This window comes from Herminiimonas glaciei (assembly GCF_042664955.1).
In the GTDB taxonomy this organism is placed as follows: domain Bacteria; phylum Pseudomonadota; class Gammaproteobacteria; order Burkholderiales; family Burkholderiaceae_D; genus Oxalicibacterium; species Oxalicibacterium glaciei.
This window is the reverse complement of the sequence record NZ_JBHTBU010000002.1, coordinates 654,387-674,264: the sequence shown is the minus strand read 5'-3', so window position 1 is coordinate 674,264 and position 19,878 is coordinate 654,387. Positions and strand designations below refer to the sequence as shown.

Sequence of the window (19,878 nt, the reverse complement as noted above, 5' to 3'; positions counted from 1 at the left end):
TACATATCAAATGATAAATTTTCCGTATGGAAATGTAAAAACATCAAAACGTAACTCTCAAATCTTAATGCAGCGAAAACGAAAAGAATAGAAAAGATTGCAGCAAAAAAACAAAAATGTGCATTTAGTGATTTTTCGTAAACAGCTGGTGTTTCGGACCTCTGGAGAAGAACATGCAAAAATTCAGGTTCATGTAAGAAACAAGATTTTTTGACACTTTTCCCTTGCTTTACCCACAAATAAATCAGACGGGCAAAACGCCACTGCCATATCTGTCATTACCTCATTGACAACACTTCTGCTCCATTCCCACCATCATCTGCTGCATATGCACATATTTATCAGGCAAAAGCACTTTTAATCTTCATTCAATGCCTGGAAACGCTCGGCCAGGTAATCAATCAGGGCCCGAACGGAAGGCAACACACCGCGTCGTGACGGAAAGACGACATGTACGATTTCGCGCCGCGGCTCCCAATCCGGCAGCAAACTGATCAGCGCGCCTGCGGCCAATTGCTCGCGAATCATCATGCGCGGCAATTGCACGATGCCGACGCCGGCCAGTGCCGCATCACGCAAAGCCATCATGTCGCCGGTCACAAAACGCGGATGGTGGTGCAAAGACACATGCGCACCATCCGGCCCGAACAGATTCCAGACATGTGTTTGCTGCGGGGTACCGAGTGCCAGGCTCGGCCATTCGGCGATATCAGCCGGGGTCTTCGGCAAGGCATGCGTACTAAATAGCGCAGGACTCGCCACCACGCATTGCCCGCGATCAGACAGGACGCGCATGACCAGGTCACTGTCCTGGATAGGCGGCGGCCGGACCCGGATTGCAATGTCCATCGCCTCAGCCACCACATCAACGCGTCGATTGGTCGCTTCCAGATGCACCGTCACATGCGGGTTCAAAGCCATGAAATCCGCCAGCATGCCGCTGACATGCGCATGCAGCAAGGTAATCGGGCAAGACAGGCGCACTACGCCGCGCGGTTCCGCCCGTGTCACATCGATCACATCCTGCGCGGCTTCGGCTTCCACCAGCATCGCCTTGCAATGCTCGTAATAGGTTTGCCCGATCTCAGTAACTGAAAATTGCCTGGTCGTGCGCTGGATCAGGCGGACGCCCAGCCGCTCCTCTAATAGTGCAATACGGCGGCTCAGCTTGGATTTGGGAATTCCGAGGGCACGCCCGGCAGGTGCAAAACCACCGTGATCCACCACCTGGACGAAGAAGTAAAGATCATTCAAATCCTGCATTCGGGCTCCACTGTTCATGAAATAGGACACTGATGGCTGATTTTACCGCCTACCCAAGGCATCGTCCCTGCACTATCCTTAATCCTGTCAAATAATCTCGCATCCCGAAAGGAAGCAATCATGAAAAATATCATTGGCGTCTATAGCGCTCCTCGTCCGCACTGGGTCGGTGACGGTTTTCCTGTGCGCTCGATGTTTTCCTATCAAAGCCACGGCAAGCAACTCAGCCCCTTCCTGCTGCTGGACCACGCCGGCCCGGCTGATTTCAGCCCGGCGCAACACCCACCCGGCGTAGGTTCGCATCCGCATCGCGGCTTTGAAACGGTCACCATCGTCTACAAGGGCGAGGTCGCACATCGCGACTCAACCGGCCAGGGCGGCGTAATCGGCCCCGGGGATGTGCAATGGATGACGGCTGGTGCCGGCATCCTGCATGAAGAATTCCACTCCGAAGCATTTACCCGTTCCGGTGGTGCACTGGAAATGGTGCAGCTCTGGGTTAACCTGCCGGCCAAGGACAAAATGACCGCGCCCGGCTACCAGGCCATAGTCGACCGCGATATTCCGGCAGTCGCAATGCCGGATGGTGCAGGCACGGTACGCGTTATTGCCGGTGAATACCTGGGCAACACAGGACCAGCGCATACCTTCACGCCTATGCATGTTCTGGACGTGCGCCTGAATCAGGGCAGCGTCACCGAACTGCCGGTACCGGATGGCTGGAACTCGGCGCTCATCGTATTGCGTGGCACCGTGCTGGTAAATGGCGAAGCTGTAGCACGCGATGCGCAAATGGTCTTGCTGGATCGCGCCGGCAGCAATGTCACCATTGAAGCCAATAGTGATGCTGTCGTGCTGTTAATCAGCGGCGAACCGATCGATGAAGCTATCGTTGGTCATGGCCCGTTCGTGATGAACACCCACGAAGAAATCGTGCAAGCCATCGATGACTTCAATAGCGGACGCTTCGCGCAAATCCCCCGCTAAGCCCTCGCCATATCGAAAAAGCCATGTCGTATAAACGACGTGGCTTTTTTTTAGGGTTCTACCTCACCCGGCTCCGGATCACCATCAATGATCTGGAATTTGCGCATTTTTTCCCACAGCACCTTACGACTCATCTTCAAATGATTCGCGGTATCCTGCCGCCGCCAGTTATGCGCATCCAGCGCTTCGATAATGCGATTGCGATCAGCGGCATCCCATTTCTTCCGTGTACCAACCTGATCTTCGATATCACCTTCCACCTTCAAGTCCTGCAAGGCATGGAACACACGATCAATCGCAGACCTGTCCCAATCACCAAGCTGGCGATGGATAATGGTAATGCGTTCAGCAATATTGCGCAGTTCCCTGACATTCCCGCGAAAACGCGTCGCTGCCACCAGGCGCAGCAGCCAATCGGGAATTTCCGGCAAGGGTGAAGAATCACGCGCCGCATTCTTGAATATCTGCGTCACGATGCCGCTGAAAATCGCAATCTTGTCGACCTCGCCCCGCTCCTCGAGACTCGGCACGCGCAATTCAATCACCGCCATCCGGTAATACAAATCGGAACGAAACATTTCCTGCTTTACCAGTTCACGCAAATTGCGATTGGTCGCCGCCACCAGGCGGAACTCCACATCGATCTCAACTGCCGAACCAAGGCGCGTTACTTTGCTTTGCTCCAGCACGCGCAATAGTTTGACCTGTTGATACAAAGGCAGGTCGCCGATTTCATCAAGGAACAAGGTGCCATTGTCTGCCTGTTCGAAGTAACCTTTGTGCGCCAGCATGGCGCCGGTAAACGCACCTTTCGCATGGCCGAAGAAATGCGATTCAAACAAGCCGTCCGGAATCGCGCCGCAATTGACCGCTACGAAGGGACCCTTGCCATAGCGCTGGTGGTTCTCGTGCAGTAAACGCGCGATGCGTTCCTTGCCGACGCCGGTCTCGCCGGCAATCAATACATTTGAATCACAATCAGCAAAAGCGACTGTTTCCTTCAACAGTGTCTTCATCACATCGGACTCCGCGATCAACGGATCCTTCTCCTGCGTCGATTTAGCGCCACCGTGCAATTCGCCGGCCAGGCCAAACACCAGGCGGCGCAATTCAGCACAAGTGAAGTCCAGCATCAGGATATGTGAGTACTCCGGTGGATACACGCGCGAATCATAAGCACGCGGTGCCTCTGCCACCCAGATTACCGGCATGCCGTGCGCCTTTTGCCAGTCATCTGCGTTAAAGCGACCGCCATCGATCATGGTCACCGAAATGATCGCAATCGATGGCGACAACTTCGGCTGCTCCGGCAAGGCATCCATGCCATCTGCCCGCATCACATCAACCTCGGCACTCACGAGACAGCGCACGATGCGATCGTAAATATCTGATTTACCTTCCCAAACGTAAATATCGATATTTTCTTGTGGTGCTTTAATTTTTTGCATGCTGTTTGTACACAGTTTCCGTCATTCGTTATTCAAGGCACGCACACTTGGCACTTTGCGGTAAGCATCCATACGTTCCTGGCGATGCGACAGCAAATTACGTATCTCCACCAACCTTGCGTAAATATTGAATGCCAGGATCAACAGTTCGCACATCAGGCGCCAAAGCAATAAAGACAGGACTGTCGCAACCAAGGTCAGCAACACGCCACCTATCCCACGCTCAGGCATTTCAAAAGTCGCAAAGAAGCCTCCAATGCCGGCACTCACGATGACCAACACACCAACCCAGTAAATCAGCTTGATCAAGAAAGGCGCGATGAAATGATCGAAGCCGAGATAGCCGAACCACTTTGCAAACGAGGAGTTATTTTTCATAGGCAAGTATTGAGAGTCGAGGTATGGGGGATTGTTATAAGCCATTTAGTGAACCAGTCTGGCGGTGTCACCGCCACCACAATTCAAATCGATCAAGGTCACATCAACCAGACCCAGCTGGATACCCAGCAATCCATTGAGCAAGGATGCAATCTGGCTACCCAATGTGTCCAACAAAGGTTTAAGCAAGTTCTCCAATATTGCCAAGACTCCGAGCAATAGATTGCTTACTGCCGGGTTACTACTATTCCCGGTTAGCGGCTTCTCTACCTGGCATGTGGCATCACAAAAGAGCAGATTCAACAATATCTGAACAATATTTCCCAGCAGAGTCACCACACTGGTCAACAAACCGCTGACCAGATTACCAACGTTACTGAGCAAACCGATGACACTGGAACTCAATGATCCGGTCAGCAAATTTTTTACATCGTTATTCAAGCCATTCGCAAATGTCTGCAAGGATGTCGTCGAAGTCTTCAATGCATCCAGTGTGGCCTGCAATCCATTGCCGTTAGCCGCCAGCAGTCCGTTCGCTAAGTTAGTCTTCGTTACACCTGTTAATGGCGCGTTAAGTATTTGCCCCAACAAAGTAGCCAGCACCGCATTCCATATATTCGTTACAGTGGTTCCCAGCTGCAAGTTATTACTGCCAACTGTTGCGGTCTGTCCTTTACTGAGCGTCACGACGCCCCCACCGGGAAGCGCATTCAGTGTGAATGGCTTGCCCAACACAAGCGTACCGTTGAGAACGTTAACGAACGGGGCAGTTCCACTGACATCGCAAGCAGTTATCGTAGAAAAAGCCGAAGCCTCGGTCATATTGCCGGCACAGACGCTAAGAATCGGCGCATTGACTTGTATCGTCGCGGTCTGGTTACCACTTGCATCCAACTGATTACACATGGCAGTGATAGTGCCTTGACCATTCACCACATCAATAGCAATAGGCAAATCCACTTTCAGTAATTTACCGATTACCGATGTCGGCGGTGAAGGAGCAACAATGTGGTTGAATACTCGCACTTGCGACGTAAAGGCCGTCGCGCCAACACCACCAATACCAATCGAAGGCGGCTCAACTATTCCGACCCTGATATTGGCACCGACCAAGGCCGGCAAGGTTAAACCGGTACCGGCGTCAACAAATCGATGGCTATTCGCAACCCCAACGGCAGCCGTCACCAGCTCCAGTACATTGATATCCGAATTGAGTGCGGCTTGTCCATTGGCTGCATCAGCCAGCACAAACAGGCCACGCCCGGCAGCGTCTGACAATATCTTCACGGGCAAAGTAAGTTGGCCGGCCTTGATCCCTAGCAAACTCACCAAATCTTGTTGCCCCGCCACTGTCGACATTGCTCCCAAAAGTACGTTTAACGGACAGAACCCGTTGCCACACCCCCCTGCTGTATTCGCAAGAACGGCAGATCGTATCGTGGCAACATCGGCCGTAGCCGCCACGCTTACGCCCAAAGCTTTTAACAATCCACCTGGCTTAACATTCACATTAGCCAAGCCGTTATAGGAAGCCAACGAAGTACCGGCCACATCGACCCCTATACCAGTCAACAATTTAGGAACCGTTCCATTTCCTTGAATCTGCAACAATTTTGAACCGACCGAAAACACAGCAATCGGCGCATCCGCGGTCGCAATTGCCATTGCAGCTACACTACGATTAGCCCATGAACCAAAGATACTGTGGAAGGAACGACTCACCCACACACGCACTGCAGAGGCCGGAGGATTGCCAACCGGGGCGACACCACCGGCGTAGGCCAGATAATAAGGTGCGGTCGTAATGACGGTAGGGTCCCATCTGCCACACGTAGCTGCAAACTCACTCGCTGAAAATGCCTGGGACACTTGCGCATCTGCATTGGACTTGGCGGCGATCGTTGCGGAGGCGCAAGGATTCGGTAATGTAGATGATCTTGCCAATTGCTGCGCACCTGCAAGAGCTGCCATGTCCGCCACTTTTTGCAAATCACGTTTTTGAAAAAACAAATAACCAATATCAATCGATGCCAACGCAATGATCATCGTTGAAATACCAATCGCGGCGATAATCGCAATCGAACCGCGCTGATGCTGCTGCACGCCTGCACGCGCCGCAGTATCTTGATCCGGGGTCCGAGATTGCGAAAAGATGTTCATACATCGCCTGTCAATATAAGGTCACTGACTTGTATTGCTTTTACTAACGGCCCGCTCAAATGATTCCGGAATTTTGTACTTGAAGCTGTCTATATACCGCTCCCAACTGATGGAGCTGGTAGCGCCCAACGTAGGCAGTCCGGGACCGGCGGCACTACCGTCCACCTGCATGGTCAGCAGCGCAGAAGTGAGTTCACCGATTTGCCGTGCGGGCTGCTTTTCTTGCGTGACTGGATCCTGTGTCAGGATCGATTCCTGCGCATGACCGATAGATGTTGTAATGCAAAAAGACAACGCAATTGCCGGCAAAACATTCAGTCTCATTGCGTTCGCATTTAAGAATGGCTTATTCATCAATCCCCCTCGTCGCTCAGTAAAGAAGAAATCCATTGCAACTACTCGCTACGAGCCATCACCGCGGAACTCGGCGGCAGCAACTGCAGTTGCAGTTGTAGCTGCATGCCACCAGCTCCGGCGACAACTGGCAAAACCCGATTGCCGGGATCCGGCTTCGCGGCCAACGGCACATTACGGCTCGCAATTGCCTCTTTACGTTTGAATATTTCAGAACGGACATCTACTGGAATCTTTGCCTCTTTCATCAAGGCTTCCGCTTTAGGCTGCTCACCGGAAAGCAGAAAAAATAAGGCCAGGTTGCTGATGACTTTGCGATTCCCGGGAGCCAGCTCCACCGCCTGCATCAAAGGCAGACGCGCCGCGTTACTTTCGCCTGTATTCAGCAAGGCGTAACTCAAATCGCTTAGTACGATTGCATTGGTCGGATCAAGACGACTGGCCTCTCGCAAATTTGAAATTGCCAGTGCGAAATTTCCGCGCTGCGCCTCCAGCAAACCCAATCCATGCCAGGCGGCAGCTGATTCAGGTCCGTTCAGCAATGCTTTATATTGTTTTTCTGCAGCGGCATCCTGCCCTGTTGCACGCAAGGCATCGGCATACAGACGCTGCACCTCAGGTGAACCACCATAGGTCTTTTGATAGGAATCGATGTGAGCAATCGAAGCGAAATATAAAGAACGTTCCTGCATCTTTTTTATCATGTCCAGATACACCTGCTTATTGTCTAAAGCAGGCTTGTCCAGTTCAGCTTGTTGCCGCTGCATCGCCTCATCATTGCGCATCGCATATTCATTCGAGGAAGCATTGAAGTTGGCGCAGCCACCAAGCAGCAGCATGATGAGCAAGGCTCCGAACATATCACCGTGTCTGCGAATTTTCATGCGCCACCTCCCATTTTTGACAACGCGCGAATGATCGCCAGAAATCCTGCGCCACCCGTAATAATTAATAAGGCAGGCAGTAATGCCAAGACCATTACACCGGTCATTTTGACTGTCAGCTTGCCCACTTTTTCTTTCATATCCAGTTTGCGTTGTTCACGCAAACGATCACTGAATTGCTGCAATGGCTGTTGAACGGCGCCGCCATAGCGGTCAACCTGAACAATCAGGCGTGCTACCGCGCTCATGTCTTCGTTTTCAAATACCGTCGAAAAACGACGCAACGATTGCTCACGCGTACGTCCGTTCAAGTACTGTTGTGCAGCGATCTGCAATTCTTTACTCAAAATCGGCAAAGAGCTCGCGAACTCGTTCTCTACCACATGCAGACTTTGATCAATAGACATGCCTACTCCTTGCAGTAGACGCAGCAAATCAATCAGTAGCGGCAATTCTTCGGACGCCTTTTGCCGCCTTTCCTTTGCCCTTATTTGCATAATCCACTTAGGCCCCATGTATCCGATTGCAAAACCGGCAAACACGGCGATCAGCAATGTCGTTTTGGCATACTCGAAAAAGAACACCCATGCCAGCACTGGAAATCCAATACCGAGCAATACGCGCGTAGCAAAGAAAAACGTTTTACCTCGACTATCATTCACACCACACTGATCCAGCAGGGTCCGATCTTCTTCTGCGACCAATTGCTTACCTAGCGGTGTATCTACCCAGTGCGCCGCATACTTCAAGAAACTGTCGATCCAGCGACGCAACAGCGGCCCGTCGGCCAATTTTTCTTGCCCCGGATGTTCTTGGATATCAATACGATGCGCCAACATTTTTTCACTGCGCACGAATTGCCACAATTGACGTAACAACACGCCACCGACCAGCAATGCTGCTGCGGCCAACAATGATATTGATAAGATACTGAGGAGATGCGGGCTCATATTTCCCTCATACCGATTTGGCCAAGCGATACAGCCAATACGCACCGATCATTTCCAGCACCACGGCAAAGATCAAAAGATCTTTGCCTATCGGATCCTCCAACATAGTGACAAACATTCTATTATTGAAAATCACCATGAAGACTCCCATGCCTATCGGCAAGAGCCCAAGTATCCAGGCAGACAACCTTACCTCTGCAGATAAAGCAATTAATTCATTTTGTGCATACTCCCTGTCACGCATAAACGCGGCCATGCGCTCCAGCACCGTGTCTGCTCGGCCACCGAATCGCAAAGCGACGCCAATCACGGCAGCAATCAGTTCTAGTTCTTTCACCTGAAAGACGCGCGCTTTTTGCAGCAAGGCATGCTCCAGGTCCATTCCCGCCTGCACCAGACGATTACTACGATCGAGTAGCTCACGCAATGGAGCATCAGTAGTCAGCACCGTTGACTGGAACGCTGATTCCAGGCTATTTCCGACGATGGTCAGTCTGACCATCGTGTCCAGGAATGCCGGCAGTTGCCGGACCATTTTTTGGTGGCGGCGAGTTGCCTTCAGCCATAAACGGAAATAACACAAGGTCAGATATAGAAATGCCGTTCCGATTGCCGACAAGACTCCACCGAATACAGCAGCCAATGTAATTAGCGCAACTCCCGGCCCAATCAAAACCAGATAGAACAACGGTGTTGCTACTATCCCGGCACGTAACAAAAATTTCCGCCATATATTTGATTCGATGCGCGGCTGCAATACCGTTTGTGTATCGGCCTCTTCATATACTGCAGACTGCATCTGCTCCATACTGCGGATCTGCTGGTCTACAAAAGCCGATGTCGCATCCTGCCGCTGATGTAGTTGTGCGTTCTGCCACAACAGAATGCCCCCGGCGAGTAACAATATCGCCGCAGCCACTATCCATAGTGTCAATGCCGACATGATTAGCTTCTCATTTGAGGATTGCCACCATTCGGCGCTAACTGCCGCCGTTTTTGCAGTTTCGGTGAGTGTGGCTGTATTCCCAGCGAGACCCAACGATCTTTTTCTTCGCCATCCGGGCCGTTAAAGCTCTCATGACGATACAGCTCTTGCGTTGTGATGATGTTGTCACCCACACCGGTAATTTCCGTGATGGATACAATCCGACGGCGACCATTTGACAGGCGTCCGATCTGTACGATGAAATCAATGGCGCCAGCTATTTGTCTGCGCAAACTCGATTCACTGCCTTGAAAGCCTGCGAACCCTGCCAGCATTTCTATCCGGTGCAGACATTCACGTGGTGTATTCGCATGTATCGTCGCCATCGAACCATCATGGCCGGTATTCATTGCCTGCAACATCTCCAGCACTTCGGCACCACGCACCTCACCGACGATAATGCGGTCTGGACGCATGCGTAAACTGTTGCGAATCAGATCGCGAATCGTCACAACTCCGGTCCCCTCAAAGCTACCTATCCGCGATTCCAGACGCACGACATGAGGATGATTCAAGGACAATTCGGCTGTATCTTCAACAGTCACAACTCGTTCGTTTTCCGGCAAAAAAAATGCGAGCGCATTAAGCAATGAGGTTTTGCCCGAGCTGGTCCCGCCAGAAATCAAAATATTGCAGCGTGCTTTGACGGCACTTTCCAGCAAAGTGAATAATTCATCATTCAATGTACCAAGTTGCCGTAAATCGCTCGGTTTCAGCGGATCGCGACGGAATTTACGTATCGACACCATGGGCCCATCGACCGCCAACGGTTCGATCACTACATTCAACCGACCGCCATCGGGCAGCCGTGCATCGACCATAGGGTTCGATTCATCGAGCCTTCGTCCAAGCGGTGCCAGGATGCGCCGCACAATACGCAGCAAATGATTGTTATCGGTAAAACGCAAAGTTTCGCGCTGCAATATGCCATGGCGTGAGACAAATACATCGTTATAACCGTTGATCAGGATATCCTCGACATCGCCGTCGGCCAGCAAATCCTCCAAGGGTCCTAGGCCTGCCAGCTCTTTGGTCAATGCATCGGCAATCAGGCGTACTTCGTTTTCATTGAGCGGGATGCGACGCAAACGCACAAAACCATCGACATCGAGATTGACGAATTGTTGTATCGCCGAGCGCGACCAACGTCCGAATTCGGCACCAAGCTCTTCAATCCGCGTCAGCAGATTGTCATAAGCCGCCGTTTTGATGTCCTGAAACCTTTGTGTGTTAACAAAGGCGTCGTCCTCATTAGCCAATCCCACTTGATCGCTCATCTCGTTATGCCTCTATCCCGGCCATTGCCGTCGTATGTTTTATGGCTTGAGCAAACCCGATACCCAGCTCGACAACTTGCCTGCATGTTTTTCGGCCTGCGGGTTCAACAATTTTTCAGCCAGATCTTGAATCTCTCGCATGTATGGATCGTGTTTATTGACTTCGTGTAACAACTTTCCCTGGTTGGCACTACTCATTAAGCGCAATGTACATTCCGGCAATACAGCTGCCAACGGCAGGCCGAAACGCTCAGCAATCTGCGGTGCGCTCATTCCGTAACGAATGTCATAGCGATTGACGACTAGTTTTCGCCGACTGGCATCACCGCTGAGCTTGTTGAATTCTTTGAGCATGGATGAAAGCGAAACCAGAGCACCAGCGCTCTGGTCGGTAACGAACAGAACCTGGTCAGATGCATTGGCCATGCACTCAACCAACTCCATATCAGCAAAGCCTCCGAGATCCAGCACCAGCACATCGAAATAGAGGCGCAATTGCGTCAGCAATGACAAAACATCCTCGTGCGAAATGCCTGACATTTCCTTGAGCATACGAGGCAAGGAAATAACTTTTATGCCGTTATGGCTGTTGGTCAACGCGGTCTGGATCAAAGTCCTGTCCAGGCGATGACGATTACGCAGGGTATCCATAAAGCTATAAGTACCCGCGACGTTCAGATAAAGCTGTCCGTCACCCGCAGGCAAGCCGAGATCAAGCAGGCCTATCTGGTAATCCTTATGTTGCGCCGACTTGCGTAGTTGGAGGACATCTGCCAAATGTACCGATATGGTCGTACTGCCAACGCCCGATCTTGCACCCAGCAAGGTAATTAAGGTTCCCTGGATTGCAACCGCAGGAGCAGTGACCGCTGCCACCAATTTATAGATGACATCGTGCGCTTCTTCCACCGGCGCAGTCATATCAATGAAATGATGCACACCCGCGCGCAAAGCAGCGACCGCGCCTTCCGGATAATCCATGGTGCCGACTGCCACCACTGGCACCTCTGGCAACTTGCTCTTCATCATTTGTGCTAGCGCGATCATATCGGCAGTACAGTTAGCCGCGCTATCCCCACAGTTTCCGGAAAAATCCAGCAAAACCAGGCGTGGCTTGCATTCGGCCACGCGCGCCGTCAACAAAGCAATCGGAGCCAGTTCCTGTTGCACCACATGCCATTCTTTCAGGGCATGTGCCAGCCAGCGCAGATGCGCGCCGTTAGACGAGCAAAAGACAAAGCGATTGCTATCATTTTGCGTAGTTTCACGCTGCAGCCCTTGTTGTTCCATGAGCTTTTCCAAAGATTGCTTCTCCACTATTTACTTTGAAAATCCTGGTAAATCATCCCCGCCAGCAGCACCCATCACATAACTACCCCAAGCGTTTGCTGGTGTGTCCCGTCTTTCTTTATCGTCGCCCGGCAACGGCAGTTGTGCGCCTTTCGCGATTGGCTTGACCAAATGCGGTGTCGCAATAATCACAAGCTCTTTTTCATCCTGGTTGTATTGCATGCTGCGAAAGAAAGGGCCAAGAATCGGCAAATCGCCTAAAAAGGGAATCTTGCTCACGTTAGATTTGGTAGTCCGAGAGACGAGACCGCCTATAACGAAACTTTCACCATCGCCGAGTTCCAGCGTAGTTTCCGTACGTCGCGTGGATATTGCCGGGATCATCATGTTGTTCGTGACTATCGCGTTTGTGTAATCAAGGTCACTGGCTTCCGGTGCCACTTTCAGCGCGATGCGATTTGCGGACAAGACAGTTGGTGTCACCGTCAAACCTATACCAAAGGCTTTGTAGATAATGGTGGTAGTACCGAGTCCACCCGATTGTGGAACTGGCAGTTCACCACCGGCCAAGAAGCTGGCACTTTGCCCGGACAACGCGATCAAGGATGGCCGGGCAAGAACCCGGGCAAGACCGTTTTGCTCTATGAGTTTCACCCTTGCATTTACGCTGGAGCTGCCAAGCAGGTTGAAAGCTTGTGATACCGGTGTCTGCACCGTGGACGACAGCACCGTAGAAAAATTGTTCAAGCCAAAGCTGAAAGTAGCGCCGCGATTTTGGTTGAATAGAAAATCAAAACCGGCTTCTTTCAAAACATTGCGGCTAAATTCGACGATTTGCACATCAATTTGCACCATGCCACTCGTGGCTACAGTTGAAGTGTCGAGCAATTTTTCCCTGCCTACCGCGTGCGCACCTGCTGCAGACACATTTGCATGTGACAACAGGGAAGGTGCCTGACCGCGCAAGCTGGCACTGTCTCCACTAATTTGCAGATCCAGCCCCTCTTCTGGCAACATCCCTTGCAAAGCACTGAGGACTTGTACTTGCCACACCTTGGTCGGACCATTACGTTGCCATGCCGTTACACTTGTACTGCCAGGCTTTTTACCTAGCAGCATAATGCTGCCTGGCCGCTTGCTGGATCCTTTTATAATTAGTACGTCAGCTACATCTGGATCAGCGACGGCAATTCGTTCCAGATCCGCCGGCGTTTTCAATTGAATCTGTTCGCGCACCCTGACCGTCAAATTCAAGTCCTCTGCCACTACGGAAGAAGACAAAAATCCGGCAATAATCACTAAGGCATTCAATATTCTCATTTGTCAGCCACCCGCTTCAGATTGTCGATAATTTGCTTTTTGGTTTAGAAGCTAACGTTTTCCCTCTGCGTTCCTTTAATGACCTCTAATGTGCTCGACGATCTGCTTTGCGTCTTGGATGAAGAACCACTGCTTGCAGCAGGAGGACGTGCCGTGTTGACACTACCGGTCCCGGCCCAACTGGAAAAATCAATACCTGCATAAGCCTGGTTATCTCCTGTACGTAACTCCTCTTTATCTGCCTGCGATAAACCACTCTTCTCCCGCAACACATTCTTTGGTTCCGGAAACAAACTCATATCCGCGACGCCGTTGTCTCCGGGGTGGCGCAGTACCAGTGTCAGCTTTCCGTTCTGGGCCGCCAGCAAGAGTTGATTAACTTGATCAATGGGGGTAGCGAGTACTGCTGTGCGCGCTTGCGCGGCTTGTGCCGTCTGGCTATTTGCAAGTGCATTTGCATTGGCTTGTGCTTCACCCATGGTCGCAGCGCCGTATGTCAATACCAGACGTCGCGATGCCAGCAAGCGCGACTGCCCGAGATCAACGTCATTTCCCTTTTTCAAAGTGAAAAATACATCAACGTAATCTCCGGCCGCGATTCGATTACCGACCCCAACCACTTCATCAACAGGGATAGCTACCGCACGCTCGCCATCGGCCAGTTTCAATGCCAAACCCCGCACCAATTGTTCTTCTGTAACCAAAGTGTCAGCAGCAATATCAACAGCAGGAACTTTACCGATGACATCAGTTGCATTTGCATAGGTGCCATTCGCCGTGACGGGAAAGGTAACCAGCTTTACGTTGCTCGCCGTGATTTGCTTGCCCTTCTCCAACTTCTCGGCTGCGACGACCACCGGATACTCTGCAGCTTTAGGTATCGTTGCCGTTTTCACTTCAACCGGCAAAGACGGTGGCTGACGCCCCATCCACCATGCCAGCGCTGCCAGGCATAGCGCTAACAAAACAAGAATTACTGCGATGATTTTTGTGAGTTTATTCATGAGCGCATAATTCTTTATGATGGGTTATTAATCTAATTGAATAATCGCACTGCTTTCCAGCTTGTCCGGAACCGCTACAGCCAGAAGCGATCCCAACAACAAAGGAACCAACGGATTTTGTCGGTAGTTTGCATATGTAACCGTTACCCGATAGCAGCGAACACCTGCATTGTTATTAGCGGCACTGCTATATGGGCAGGTGGTAAGCGCATTTGCTACCGTCAAACGGGGCGTCAACCAATATGCCGAGCTACCGGTACCGATTGCCGCATTCGTGGCATTTGTCCCTCGCGCCTCGTCAGTTGCTGAATAACGTAGCGCGGCACGAGCACCTTCCGCAGCAGCAAGCGTAATCGACTGTTGTGCCGCAAAAATCAAACCGTAAGTAATTACGGCATAAAAAATGACGAAAAAAACAGGGAAGACAAAGGCAAATTCAATGACGGCCGCACCGCGCTGCCGGTCAAAATCATGTGCAAAGCACAGGCCTGACTGTCCTGCTGTTGCATGACATGGAATCGCGTTTTTCATCATCCCCCCCATGCCTTACCTAAAGAATAAATAAGTGCAATCGCCAGATACGCCGCGTAAGGCGTGCCCTTTCTTCCTTGGCGGGCACTCACCATACGTTTATACATTTCACCATCTGCGATCTGTTGCATGATGCGATTAAGTCTGAACGGGATTGCGCTTTCCCAGACAACCAGAACGTGAAACACCAACGCATGCAATCCTGCCAAGACACTTGCTATCAGCCAGACAACAAACAATCCTTTAAGTCCAAGCAACGCACCTATGATCGCCAGGAATTTGACGTCTCCCGCCCCCATTACCCGCCATACATAGAGGGGCACAAAAACAATCAATCCCAGTGTTAACCCGGTAACGGATCTCCATACGTCAATACCACCTATGCCATGTCCGGCCACTATCATGCAAGCCGTGTGTGCCAACAGGAACAGCAAAAGCAAGCCATTCGGCACACGGCGAAACAGGACGTCGTAAACGATGACCGCAACACATAAGAAAGCAGTGAATACAATCATCAATCCCATGTGGCATTAGGGGTATCGACTCATGGATTTATCGAAAACCACCGGCATTAACGAGCATCAGGTTCTTGGAACGGCTTGCAACTTGGTCACAATTACATCAAATATGCCATCCAGATTCGTTCCTATGGATGTAATCGCTGCAATGATGACGACCGCGATCAGGCCAGCAATCAGTCCATACTCAATCGCCGTAGCACCTTCTTCGTCTTTCATAAAACGGATAATTTGGCTTTTCATTTCTCACTCCTGTTTCACATCAATATAGATTTCATTTCGTTTTAAACGACGCGTTCACCTGAACCGTCGCTTGTCTTGTACCGCAATGTCTTCTGTTCGTTTTCGATGTCAGACTCCTTTCTCCAACACAGCCTTTGCTATCAGTACGAAACGCTTTGCTCCCCATATGGCCATCTTTTTTGACACGATGGCCTTGTCTTATCCTGTGTTAATCCAGTTGATACGAATATCCGAGGTTAAATCGTGGCGCGCGCTTGCTCGCATTGATGGGTATCTCGCCTACCGGTTGCGCGACCGACAGGTCCAGCGAGTAGTGGCGCAAATCGCTAAAGCGCACGCCGGTACCGACCGATGCAATTTCGCTATGCGCCAAACGGCCGGCATTCACATACACCTTGGCGGCATCTGCCATGACATAAGGCTGGATTCGTTTCACATAGCTGCCGTCATATGGAAACGCCCGATTGAATTCCAGTGACGCGCCCCAGCCTTTGTCGCCGGCGATTTCACCAACCGGATAAGCGAGCCCGTAAAGTTTGGCGCCGAAGCTGACCTGTTCCGATAACGGCAGGATGTTGCTGCTGTACTGCCCCATCCCGCTAACCGTAATGCCGTAGCCGTTTGCAAATTGATTGCTTCGGGTAAAGCTACCCTTGATGCGCAAGAAATCGAGATCGATATTGCCGTTGAGCTGACGCGCTCCCAAACTATCGAAGCCCTGATAAACGCCCAGCGACCATTGTGTGCTGCTACGATCAGATACTTCGGTTGAGGTCAGTTCAAGGCTCAGTGCGCGAATATCGGAACTGAATTCAATGCTTGGCGCCGGAGCCGGAACGTCCAGCGTATAGCGCGAAGAGTTCTTGACCGCATAAATGCCGCCGGACAAGGTCAGGCTGCGCGTGGGCTTCAGTATCAGCGGGTAGCTGAGATTGGCGCTGACGCGCTGTGTCTTGGTTTGATAGCGTGATTGCAGTTGTTGTGCAGTGAGCGCCTGGTTTTCCGGCTCACCTTTATAGTCGGACAAGGTGACCTGCAACAACATCCCTTGCCAGCGTATCGGCTGGATGTAATTCAAACCAACATACTCTTCACGCGAAGGTCCGCGCGGTGCGATGGTACTCAGCGTTACTTGCTCACCAAGCGGTGTCAAACCGTTTTCAGTCACACTGAATATGCCGCGCAAGGACGAGGTCGCCGTATCCACCGCAAATGAAGTGGTAATTGGTTTGCGGCTGACATCAAGGGTCATCTCCGAAGCACCATCTGTATTTTCCGGCGGGCGTACCGTTGCCTTGATGCGCATGCCTGGTTGCAGGCTCAGGATACTGGTGATGCGATCGAAGGTCGCGCGGCTGAGCGGGCGGTCTTCCTTGAGTTGTTCCGCAATATTCCGGAGGCGCTCTTCCGAAGCACCGGGATTGCCTTCTATCTTGACAGTGCTGACGTAACCCTCAACGACATTGATTTCAACAACATTGTCTTTGAAGCTTTGCGCGGGTACGAAGGCGAAAGAAAGTGGATAACCTTTGGCCTGATAAATCTGGGTGACTTTGTTCGCTGCCTGCAGTAGCTCGGCAACCGTTACTTCGCGATTCGTCAACCGGGAAAACTCCGCGGCGACCAGTTCGAAAGGAATACTTTCCACGCCGGCGATTTTGAAGCGGGAAGGAACAATGCGGCTTGCCAGCAAACGTTGCATTGCCGGATCCAGCGCTTGCGGCTGGATATCAACGGTAACGCTTGGTGCCGGGCTTGGTTCGAGCTTGGGCAGGTTATCGAGAGGATTACCCTGGCCAGCGCTACGCGCGTCTGCAGCACTGGCATGCGGCATCAAGGCCAATTGACCCAGCGCACTTGTCAGGCAGACCGCGACCAATCTCTCGATGAATCTTTGCATACAGTCCCTTTGTCAGCATGCTGTCCCGCATGCGTCCTTCCAGTACTACACATCCCGATATCACTACGTATTAACCAACGGCCTTGAATTCAGCTTAGTTGCCAAATGGCAAGTGTCAAACCCAAGGTTTACATCTGCAAATTCTTGTAAGTGCTTACTGACGGTATGGCACTTTGAACAAGCACCGCACACAAAAAAGCGCGCACAGAATTTGCAATTGTTAACCAATTGAAGTTGCTTTAAAGAATGAGCGTGTCCGGCTACTCTGAACATCCCATAAATGCGGTATTTTTGGAAAAAAGCGACAAAAATATTTCTACTAATCAATACTTTAACGAAAACTTCTCACAACTTGCACAAACATTATTCACGCTCGTCAACACCGCATGGGAAAACACGCCATGTAAGCATAAAGTCCTTTTGGCTAAAGTCGCCGTCTGATTAGATACCCTCTATCAATCTGTTTATGACGTCAGGTTTCGCATACTTCAATCGCAGCTCTTTCTCTTACCTTGCTCCTCTCGTGCAAAATCCTGGCCACAAGGACCAGGATTTGCAGAGGTGAGAACGAGGCTCTTATTTTTTACCGAGCAAACCACCCAACAGTGATGCCACTGTATTGGTTACAGGAGCCAATACATTGGTCGTACCAGTTGCTCCGGTTGCGCCCCCCACGGTGCCGCCAACCAGTGGAGCAACGATAGGGTTGACTATGTTGGTCACAGGCGACAACAAGTTCGCGCCACCTGCACCGCCAGCCACACCACCGAGCAATGGGTTAACAATATTGGTCACTGGTGCCAACAAACCGCCGGCTCCGGCACCACCTGTTACACCACCCAACAGTGGATTAACGATATTGGTAACAGGAGCCAGCAAGCCTCCTGCACCGGCACCGCCACCCACGCCACCCAGCAATGGATTGACGATATTGGTAACAGGAGCCAGCAAGCCACCTGCGCCGGCACCACCCAGACCACCGAGCAATGGATTAACAATATTGGTGACCGGTGCCAACAAGCCACCTGCACCAGCGCCGCCGGTTACACCACCCAACAGTGGGTTCACCAAAGTTGTAATTGGGGTCAGCAGGTTACCTACATCAGCGCCGCCACCGATACCACCAAGGCTGCCACCCAGCAGGGGATCAACAATGGTGACGATTGGGGCCAGTAAATTGCCACCGCCAAGACCGCCGCCTATGCCACCCAAGCCACCACCAAGGATAGGATTGACGATGTTGATCACAGGCGACAACAGATTGACTGTGCCACCTTCGCCACCAACGCCACCCAGCAGGCTACCCAGCGAGAACGCACCCGAACTGCCGCCTGTGCCATGCAACAAGATGCCGGCGATCGATACCGTGTTACCCGTGGTGATGACCGGACCACCCAGGTTGTTCACTATAGGCAAGCCACTGGTTTTCACTGTGCCGCCAACTTTGCTTACTGTGCCACCAACGGCGATCAGCAAATTGCTGACTGGTTGGCCGAGGCCGGTTGTTTTACCGAGCGATTGTGTCAATGTCGTCACTTGGCTGGTCAATGGCACGATGGTGTGGCTCAAGGTTTTGGTAACTTGTTCCACTGGTCCGGTAGTCAGGACCTGGGTCAAAGGAGTCGAAACATTCGAAACGGTTTCGCCGACTTTGGTGACCAGGCCACCGACAGGAGCGGTGACAGGTGCCAGCGGAGCCAATGGGCCGGTGCCAAGATTGCTGACCAGTGTGCCGGCGCTTTGCACTGTCACGCCGGTTTGTTTGACGACGTCACCGGTGCTACCGACAGTGACACCGACCGGGTTATCGATTACACCCATTTGGCCCAGGCCTTTGCTGATGCCATTGCCCAAGGTGGAAACGATGCCACCACCTTCGACTACGACGTTGCCCAAATCGGTTTGTGTTTGTTTAGGTACGATAGGCAGGTTCAGGTTGCCGACCGCGGTACCGGTATTCGATACTGCATTACCGGTGGATGTGACGATGTTGCCGGCGCCATTTGCGATTTGACCGGTTGGCGTTGCTGTAGCTGTTACGCCACCACCGCCGCCGCCAAGACTGGCACCGGTAGAACCGCTACCGGTTGAAGAACAGCCCGACATCAAAAGAACTGCGGACAAGACTGCAAGGCTTGTGATGCTTTTGTTCAGTTTCAGATTCGTGTTCATGTTCGTTCTCCCTCGTTGTAATTCAAAATTAAATTGAAGAGCCCCCGTACTTTCCAAGTGGCAAATTGCATGCCAATCGAAAACTGGGTTTTTAGTGCTCTCAATTAATTTTTAATTTTTAAAAAAATCTTTTAAAAATCAATTACTTGGAAGGAAAATTATTAATAAGACATTGTTATTTTTGCCATTAAAATTTACTTGCTCCGTGTTACTT

At 51.5% G+C, this 19,878-nt stretch carries 18 protein-coding genes; 1 reads left to right on the top strand and 17 read right to left on the bottom strand.

What is annotated here, in order from left to right:
- Window positions 1-357 precede the first annotated feature (357 nt).
- The gene (locus ACFQPC_RS14015; RefSeq protein WP_382272500.1) at window positions 358-1,263 is read right to left on the bottom strand and encodes a LysR family transcriptional regulator; all 906 of its coding nucleotides are present in this window, start codon (window positions 1,261-1,263) and stop codon (window positions 358-360) included.
- A 120-nt stretch (window positions 1,264-1,383) separates the two neighbouring features.
- Between ACFQPC_RS14015 and ACFQPC_RS14010 the strand changes: the two genes are divergently transcribed.
- A complete protein-coding gene (locus ACFQPC_RS14010) occupies window positions 1,384-2,250 on the top strand; it encodes a pirin family protein (protein WP_382272499.1) in 867 nt (288 codons plus the stop codon).
- A 50-nt stretch (window positions 2,251-2,300) separates the two neighbouring features.
- Here ACFQPC_RS14010 and ACFQPC_RS14005 read toward each other — a convergent pair whose 3' ends face one another.
- The 16 genes from ACFQPC_RS14005 to ACFQPC_RS13930 all read right to left on the bottom strand — a co-directional run bounded on the left by ACFQPC_RS14005 (window position 2,301) and on the right by ACFQPC_RS13930 (window position 19,664).
- On the bottom strand, window positions 2,301-3,698 hold the full coding sequence (locus ACFQPC_RS14005; protein WP_382272498.1) for a sigma 54-interacting transcriptional regulator: 1,398 nt from the start codon (window positions 3,696-3,698) through the stop codon (window positions 2,301-2,303).
- 21 nt (window positions 3,699-3,719) lie between these two features.
- Window positions 3,720-4,076, bottom strand: coding sequence for a DUF4282 domain-containing protein (locus ACFQPC_RS14000; protein ID WP_382272497.1), 357 nt, complete (start codon window positions 4,074-4,076; stop codon window positions 3,720-3,722).
- 45 nt (window positions 4,077-4,121) lie between these two features.
- Window positions 4,122-6,236: a pilus assembly protein TadG-related protein gene (locus ACFQPC_RS13995; protein ID WP_382272496.1), complete on the bottom strand. Its 2,115-nt coding sequence runs from the start codon at window positions 6,234-6,236 to the stop codon at window positions 4,122-4,124.
- Between the two features lie 21 nt (window positions 6,237-6,257).
- Complete coding sequence (locus ACFQPC_RS13990; RefSeq protein ID WP_382272495.1) at window positions 6,258-6,626, bottom strand: DUF3613 domain-containing protein; 369 nt, start codon at window positions 6,624-6,626, stop codon at window positions 6,258-6,260.
- A gap of 5 nt (window positions 6,627-6,631) precedes the next feature.
- Window positions 6,632-7,474 carry a tetratricopeptide repeat protein gene (locus ACFQPC_RS13985; RefSeq protein ID WP_382272494.1) on the bottom strand — a complete coding sequence of 281 codons (843 nt, stop codon included), beginning with the start codon at window positions 7,472-7,474 and terminating at the stop codon, window positions 6,632-6,634.
- Complete coding sequence (locus ACFQPC_RS13980) at window positions 7,471-8,424, bottom strand: type II secretion system F family protein (protein ID WP_382272493.1); 954 nt, start codon at window positions 8,422-8,424, stop codon at window positions 7,471-7,473. The genes ACFQPC_RS13985 and ACFQPC_RS13980 overlap by 4 nt, the downstream gene beginning before the upstream one ends.
- A 7-nt stretch (window positions 8,425-8,431) precedes the next feature.
- On the bottom strand, window positions 8,432-9,367 hold the full coding sequence (locus tag ACFQPC_RS13975) for a type II secretion system F family protein (protein WP_382272492.1): 936 nt from the start codon (window positions 9,365-9,367) through the stop codon (window positions 8,432-8,434).
- A 2-nt stretch (window positions 9,368-9,369) separates the two neighbouring features.
- A complete protein-coding gene (locus tag ACFQPC_RS13970; RefSeq protein WP_382272491.1) occupies window positions 9,370-10,686 on the bottom strand; it encodes a CpaF family protein in 1,317 nt (438 codons plus the stop codon).
- Window positions 10,687-10,725: 39 nt separating this feature from the next.
- Entirely contained in the window at window positions 10,726-11,976 is a 1,251-nt protein-coding gene (locus ACFQPC_RS13965) for a pilus assembly protein CpaE (protein WP_382272490.1), read from the bottom strand.
- A gap of 30 nt (window positions 11,977-12,006) precedes the next feature.
- Window positions 12,007-13,296 carry a type II and III secretion system protein family protein gene (locus tag ACFQPC_RS13960; RefSeq protein ID WP_382272489.1) on the bottom strand — a complete coding sequence of 430 codons (1,290 nt, stop codon included), beginning with the start codon at window positions 13,294-13,296 and terminating at the stop codon, window positions 12,007-12,009.
- Window positions 13,297-13,340: 44 nt separating this feature from the next.
- Entirely contained in the window at window positions 13,341-14,300 is a 960-nt protein-coding gene (cpaB, locus tag ACFQPC_RS13955) for a Flp pilus assembly protein CpaB (protein ID WP_382272488.1), read from the bottom strand.
- Window positions 14,301-14,327: 27 nt separating this feature from the next.
- The gene (locus ACFQPC_RS13950; protein ID WP_382272487.1) at window positions 14,328-14,834 is read right to left on the bottom strand and encodes a TadE/TadG family type IV pilus assembly protein; all 507 of its coding nucleotides are present in this window, start codon (window positions 14,832-14,834) and stop codon (window positions 14,328-14,330) included.
- Window positions 14,831-15,346 (bottom strand): A24 family peptidase, encoded by a 516-nt coding sequence (locus ACFQPC_RS13945; protein ID WP_382272486.1) that lies wholly within the window; start codon window positions 15,344-15,346, stop codon window positions 14,831-14,833. Before ACFQPC_RS13945 ends, ACFQPC_RS13950 begins: the two co-directional genes overlap by 4 nt.
- 66 nt (window positions 15,347-15,412) lie before the next feature.
- Entirely contained in the window at window positions 15,413-15,592 is a 180-nt protein-coding gene (locus ACFQPC_RS13940) for a Flp family type IVb pilin (protein ID WP_382272485.1), read from the bottom strand.
- A gap of 208 nt (window positions 15,593-15,800) precedes the next feature.
- Entirely contained in the window at window positions 15,801-17,492 is a 1,692-nt protein-coding gene (locus tag ACFQPC_RS13935) for a ShlB/FhaC/HecB family hemolysin secretion/activation protein (protein ID WP_382272484.1), read from the bottom strand.
- A gap of 576 nt (window positions 17,493-18,068) precedes the next feature.
- A complete protein-coding gene (locus tag ACFQPC_RS13930) occupies window positions 18,069-19,664 on the bottom strand; it encodes a collagen-like triple helix repeat-containing protein (protein WP_382272483.1) in 1,596 nt (531 codons plus the stop codon).
- Window positions 19,665-19,878: the final 214 nt, after the last annotated feature.

Excerpts from the sequence above, each read along its gene's own strand:
- ACFQPC_RS13970 (WP_382272491.1), bottom strand. The coding sequence starts at position 10,686 with ATGAGCGATCAAGTGGGATTGGCTAATGAGGACGACGCCTTTGTTAAC.
- ACFQPC_RS13945 (WP_382272486.1), bottom strand. The coding sequence starts at position 15,346 with ATGATTGTATTCACTGCTTTCTTATGTGTTGCGGTCATCGTTTACGAC.
- ACFQPC_RS13985 (WP_382272494.1), bottom strand. The coding sequence starts at position 7,474 with ATGAAAATTCGCAGACACGGTGATATGTTCGGAGCCTTGCTCATCATG.
- cpaB (WP_382272488.1), bottom strand. The coding sequence starts at position 14,300 with ATGAATAAACTCACAAAAATCATCGCAGTAATTCTTGTTTTGTTAGCG.
- ACFQPC_RS13950 (WP_382272487.1), bottom strand. The coding sequence starts at position 14,834 with ATGATGAAAAACGCGATTCCATGTCATGCAACAGCAGGACAGTCAGGC.
- ACFQPC_RS14015 (WP_382272500.1), bottom strand. The coding sequence starts at position 1,263 with ATGCAGGATTTGAATGATCTTTACTTCTTCGTCCAGGTGGTGGATCAC.
- ACFQPC_RS14000 (WP_382272497.1), bottom strand. The coding sequence starts at position 4,076 with ATGAAAAATAACTCCTCGTTTGCAAAGTGGTTCGGCTATCTCGGCTTC.
- ACFQPC_RS13990 (WP_382272495.1), bottom strand. The coding sequence starts at position 6,626 with ATGGATTTCTTCTTTACTGAGCGACGAGGGGGATTGATGAATAAGCCA.
- ACFQPC_RS13995 (WP_382272496.1), bottom strand. The coding sequence starts at position 6,236 with ATGAACATCTTTTCGCAATCTCGGACCCCGGATCAAGATACTGCGGCG.
- ACFQPC_RS14005 (WP_382272498.1), bottom strand. The coding sequence starts at position 3,698 with ATGCAAAAAATTAAAGCACCACAAGAAAATATCGATATTTACGTTTGG.
- ACFQPC_RS13980 (WP_382272493.1), bottom strand. The coding sequence starts at position 8,424 with ATGAGCCCGCATCTCCTCAGTATCTTATCAATATCATTGTTGGCCGCA.
- ACFQPC_RS14010 (WP_382272499.1), top strand. The coding sequence starts at position 1,384 with ATGAAAAATATCATTGGCGTCTATAGCGCTCCTCGTCCGCACTGGGTC.
- ACFQPC_RS13965 (WP_382272490.1), bottom strand. The coding sequence starts at position 11,976 with ATGGAACAACAAGGGCTGCAGCGTGAAACTACGCAAAATGATAGCAAT.
- ACFQPC_RS13960 (WP_382272489.1), bottom strand. The coding sequence starts at position 13,296 with ATGAGAATATTGAATGCCTTAGTGATTATTGCCGGATTTTTGTCTTCT.
- ACFQPC_RS13930 (WP_382272483.1), bottom strand. The coding sequence starts at position 19,664 with ATGAACACGAATCTGAAACTGAACAAAAGCATCACAAGCCTTGCAGTC.
- ACFQPC_RS13940 (WP_382272485.1), bottom strand. The coding sequence starts at position 15,592 with ATGAAAAGCCAAATTATCCGTTTTATGAAAGACGAAGAAGGTGCTACG.
- ACFQPC_RS13935 (WP_382272484.1), bottom strand. The coding sequence starts at position 17,492 with ATGCAAAGATTCATCGAGAGATTGGTCGCGGTCTGCCTGACAAGTGCG.
- ACFQPC_RS13975 (WP_382272492.1), bottom strand. The coding sequence starts at position 9,367 with ATGTCGGCATTGACACTATGGATAGTGGCTGCGGCGATATTGTTACTC.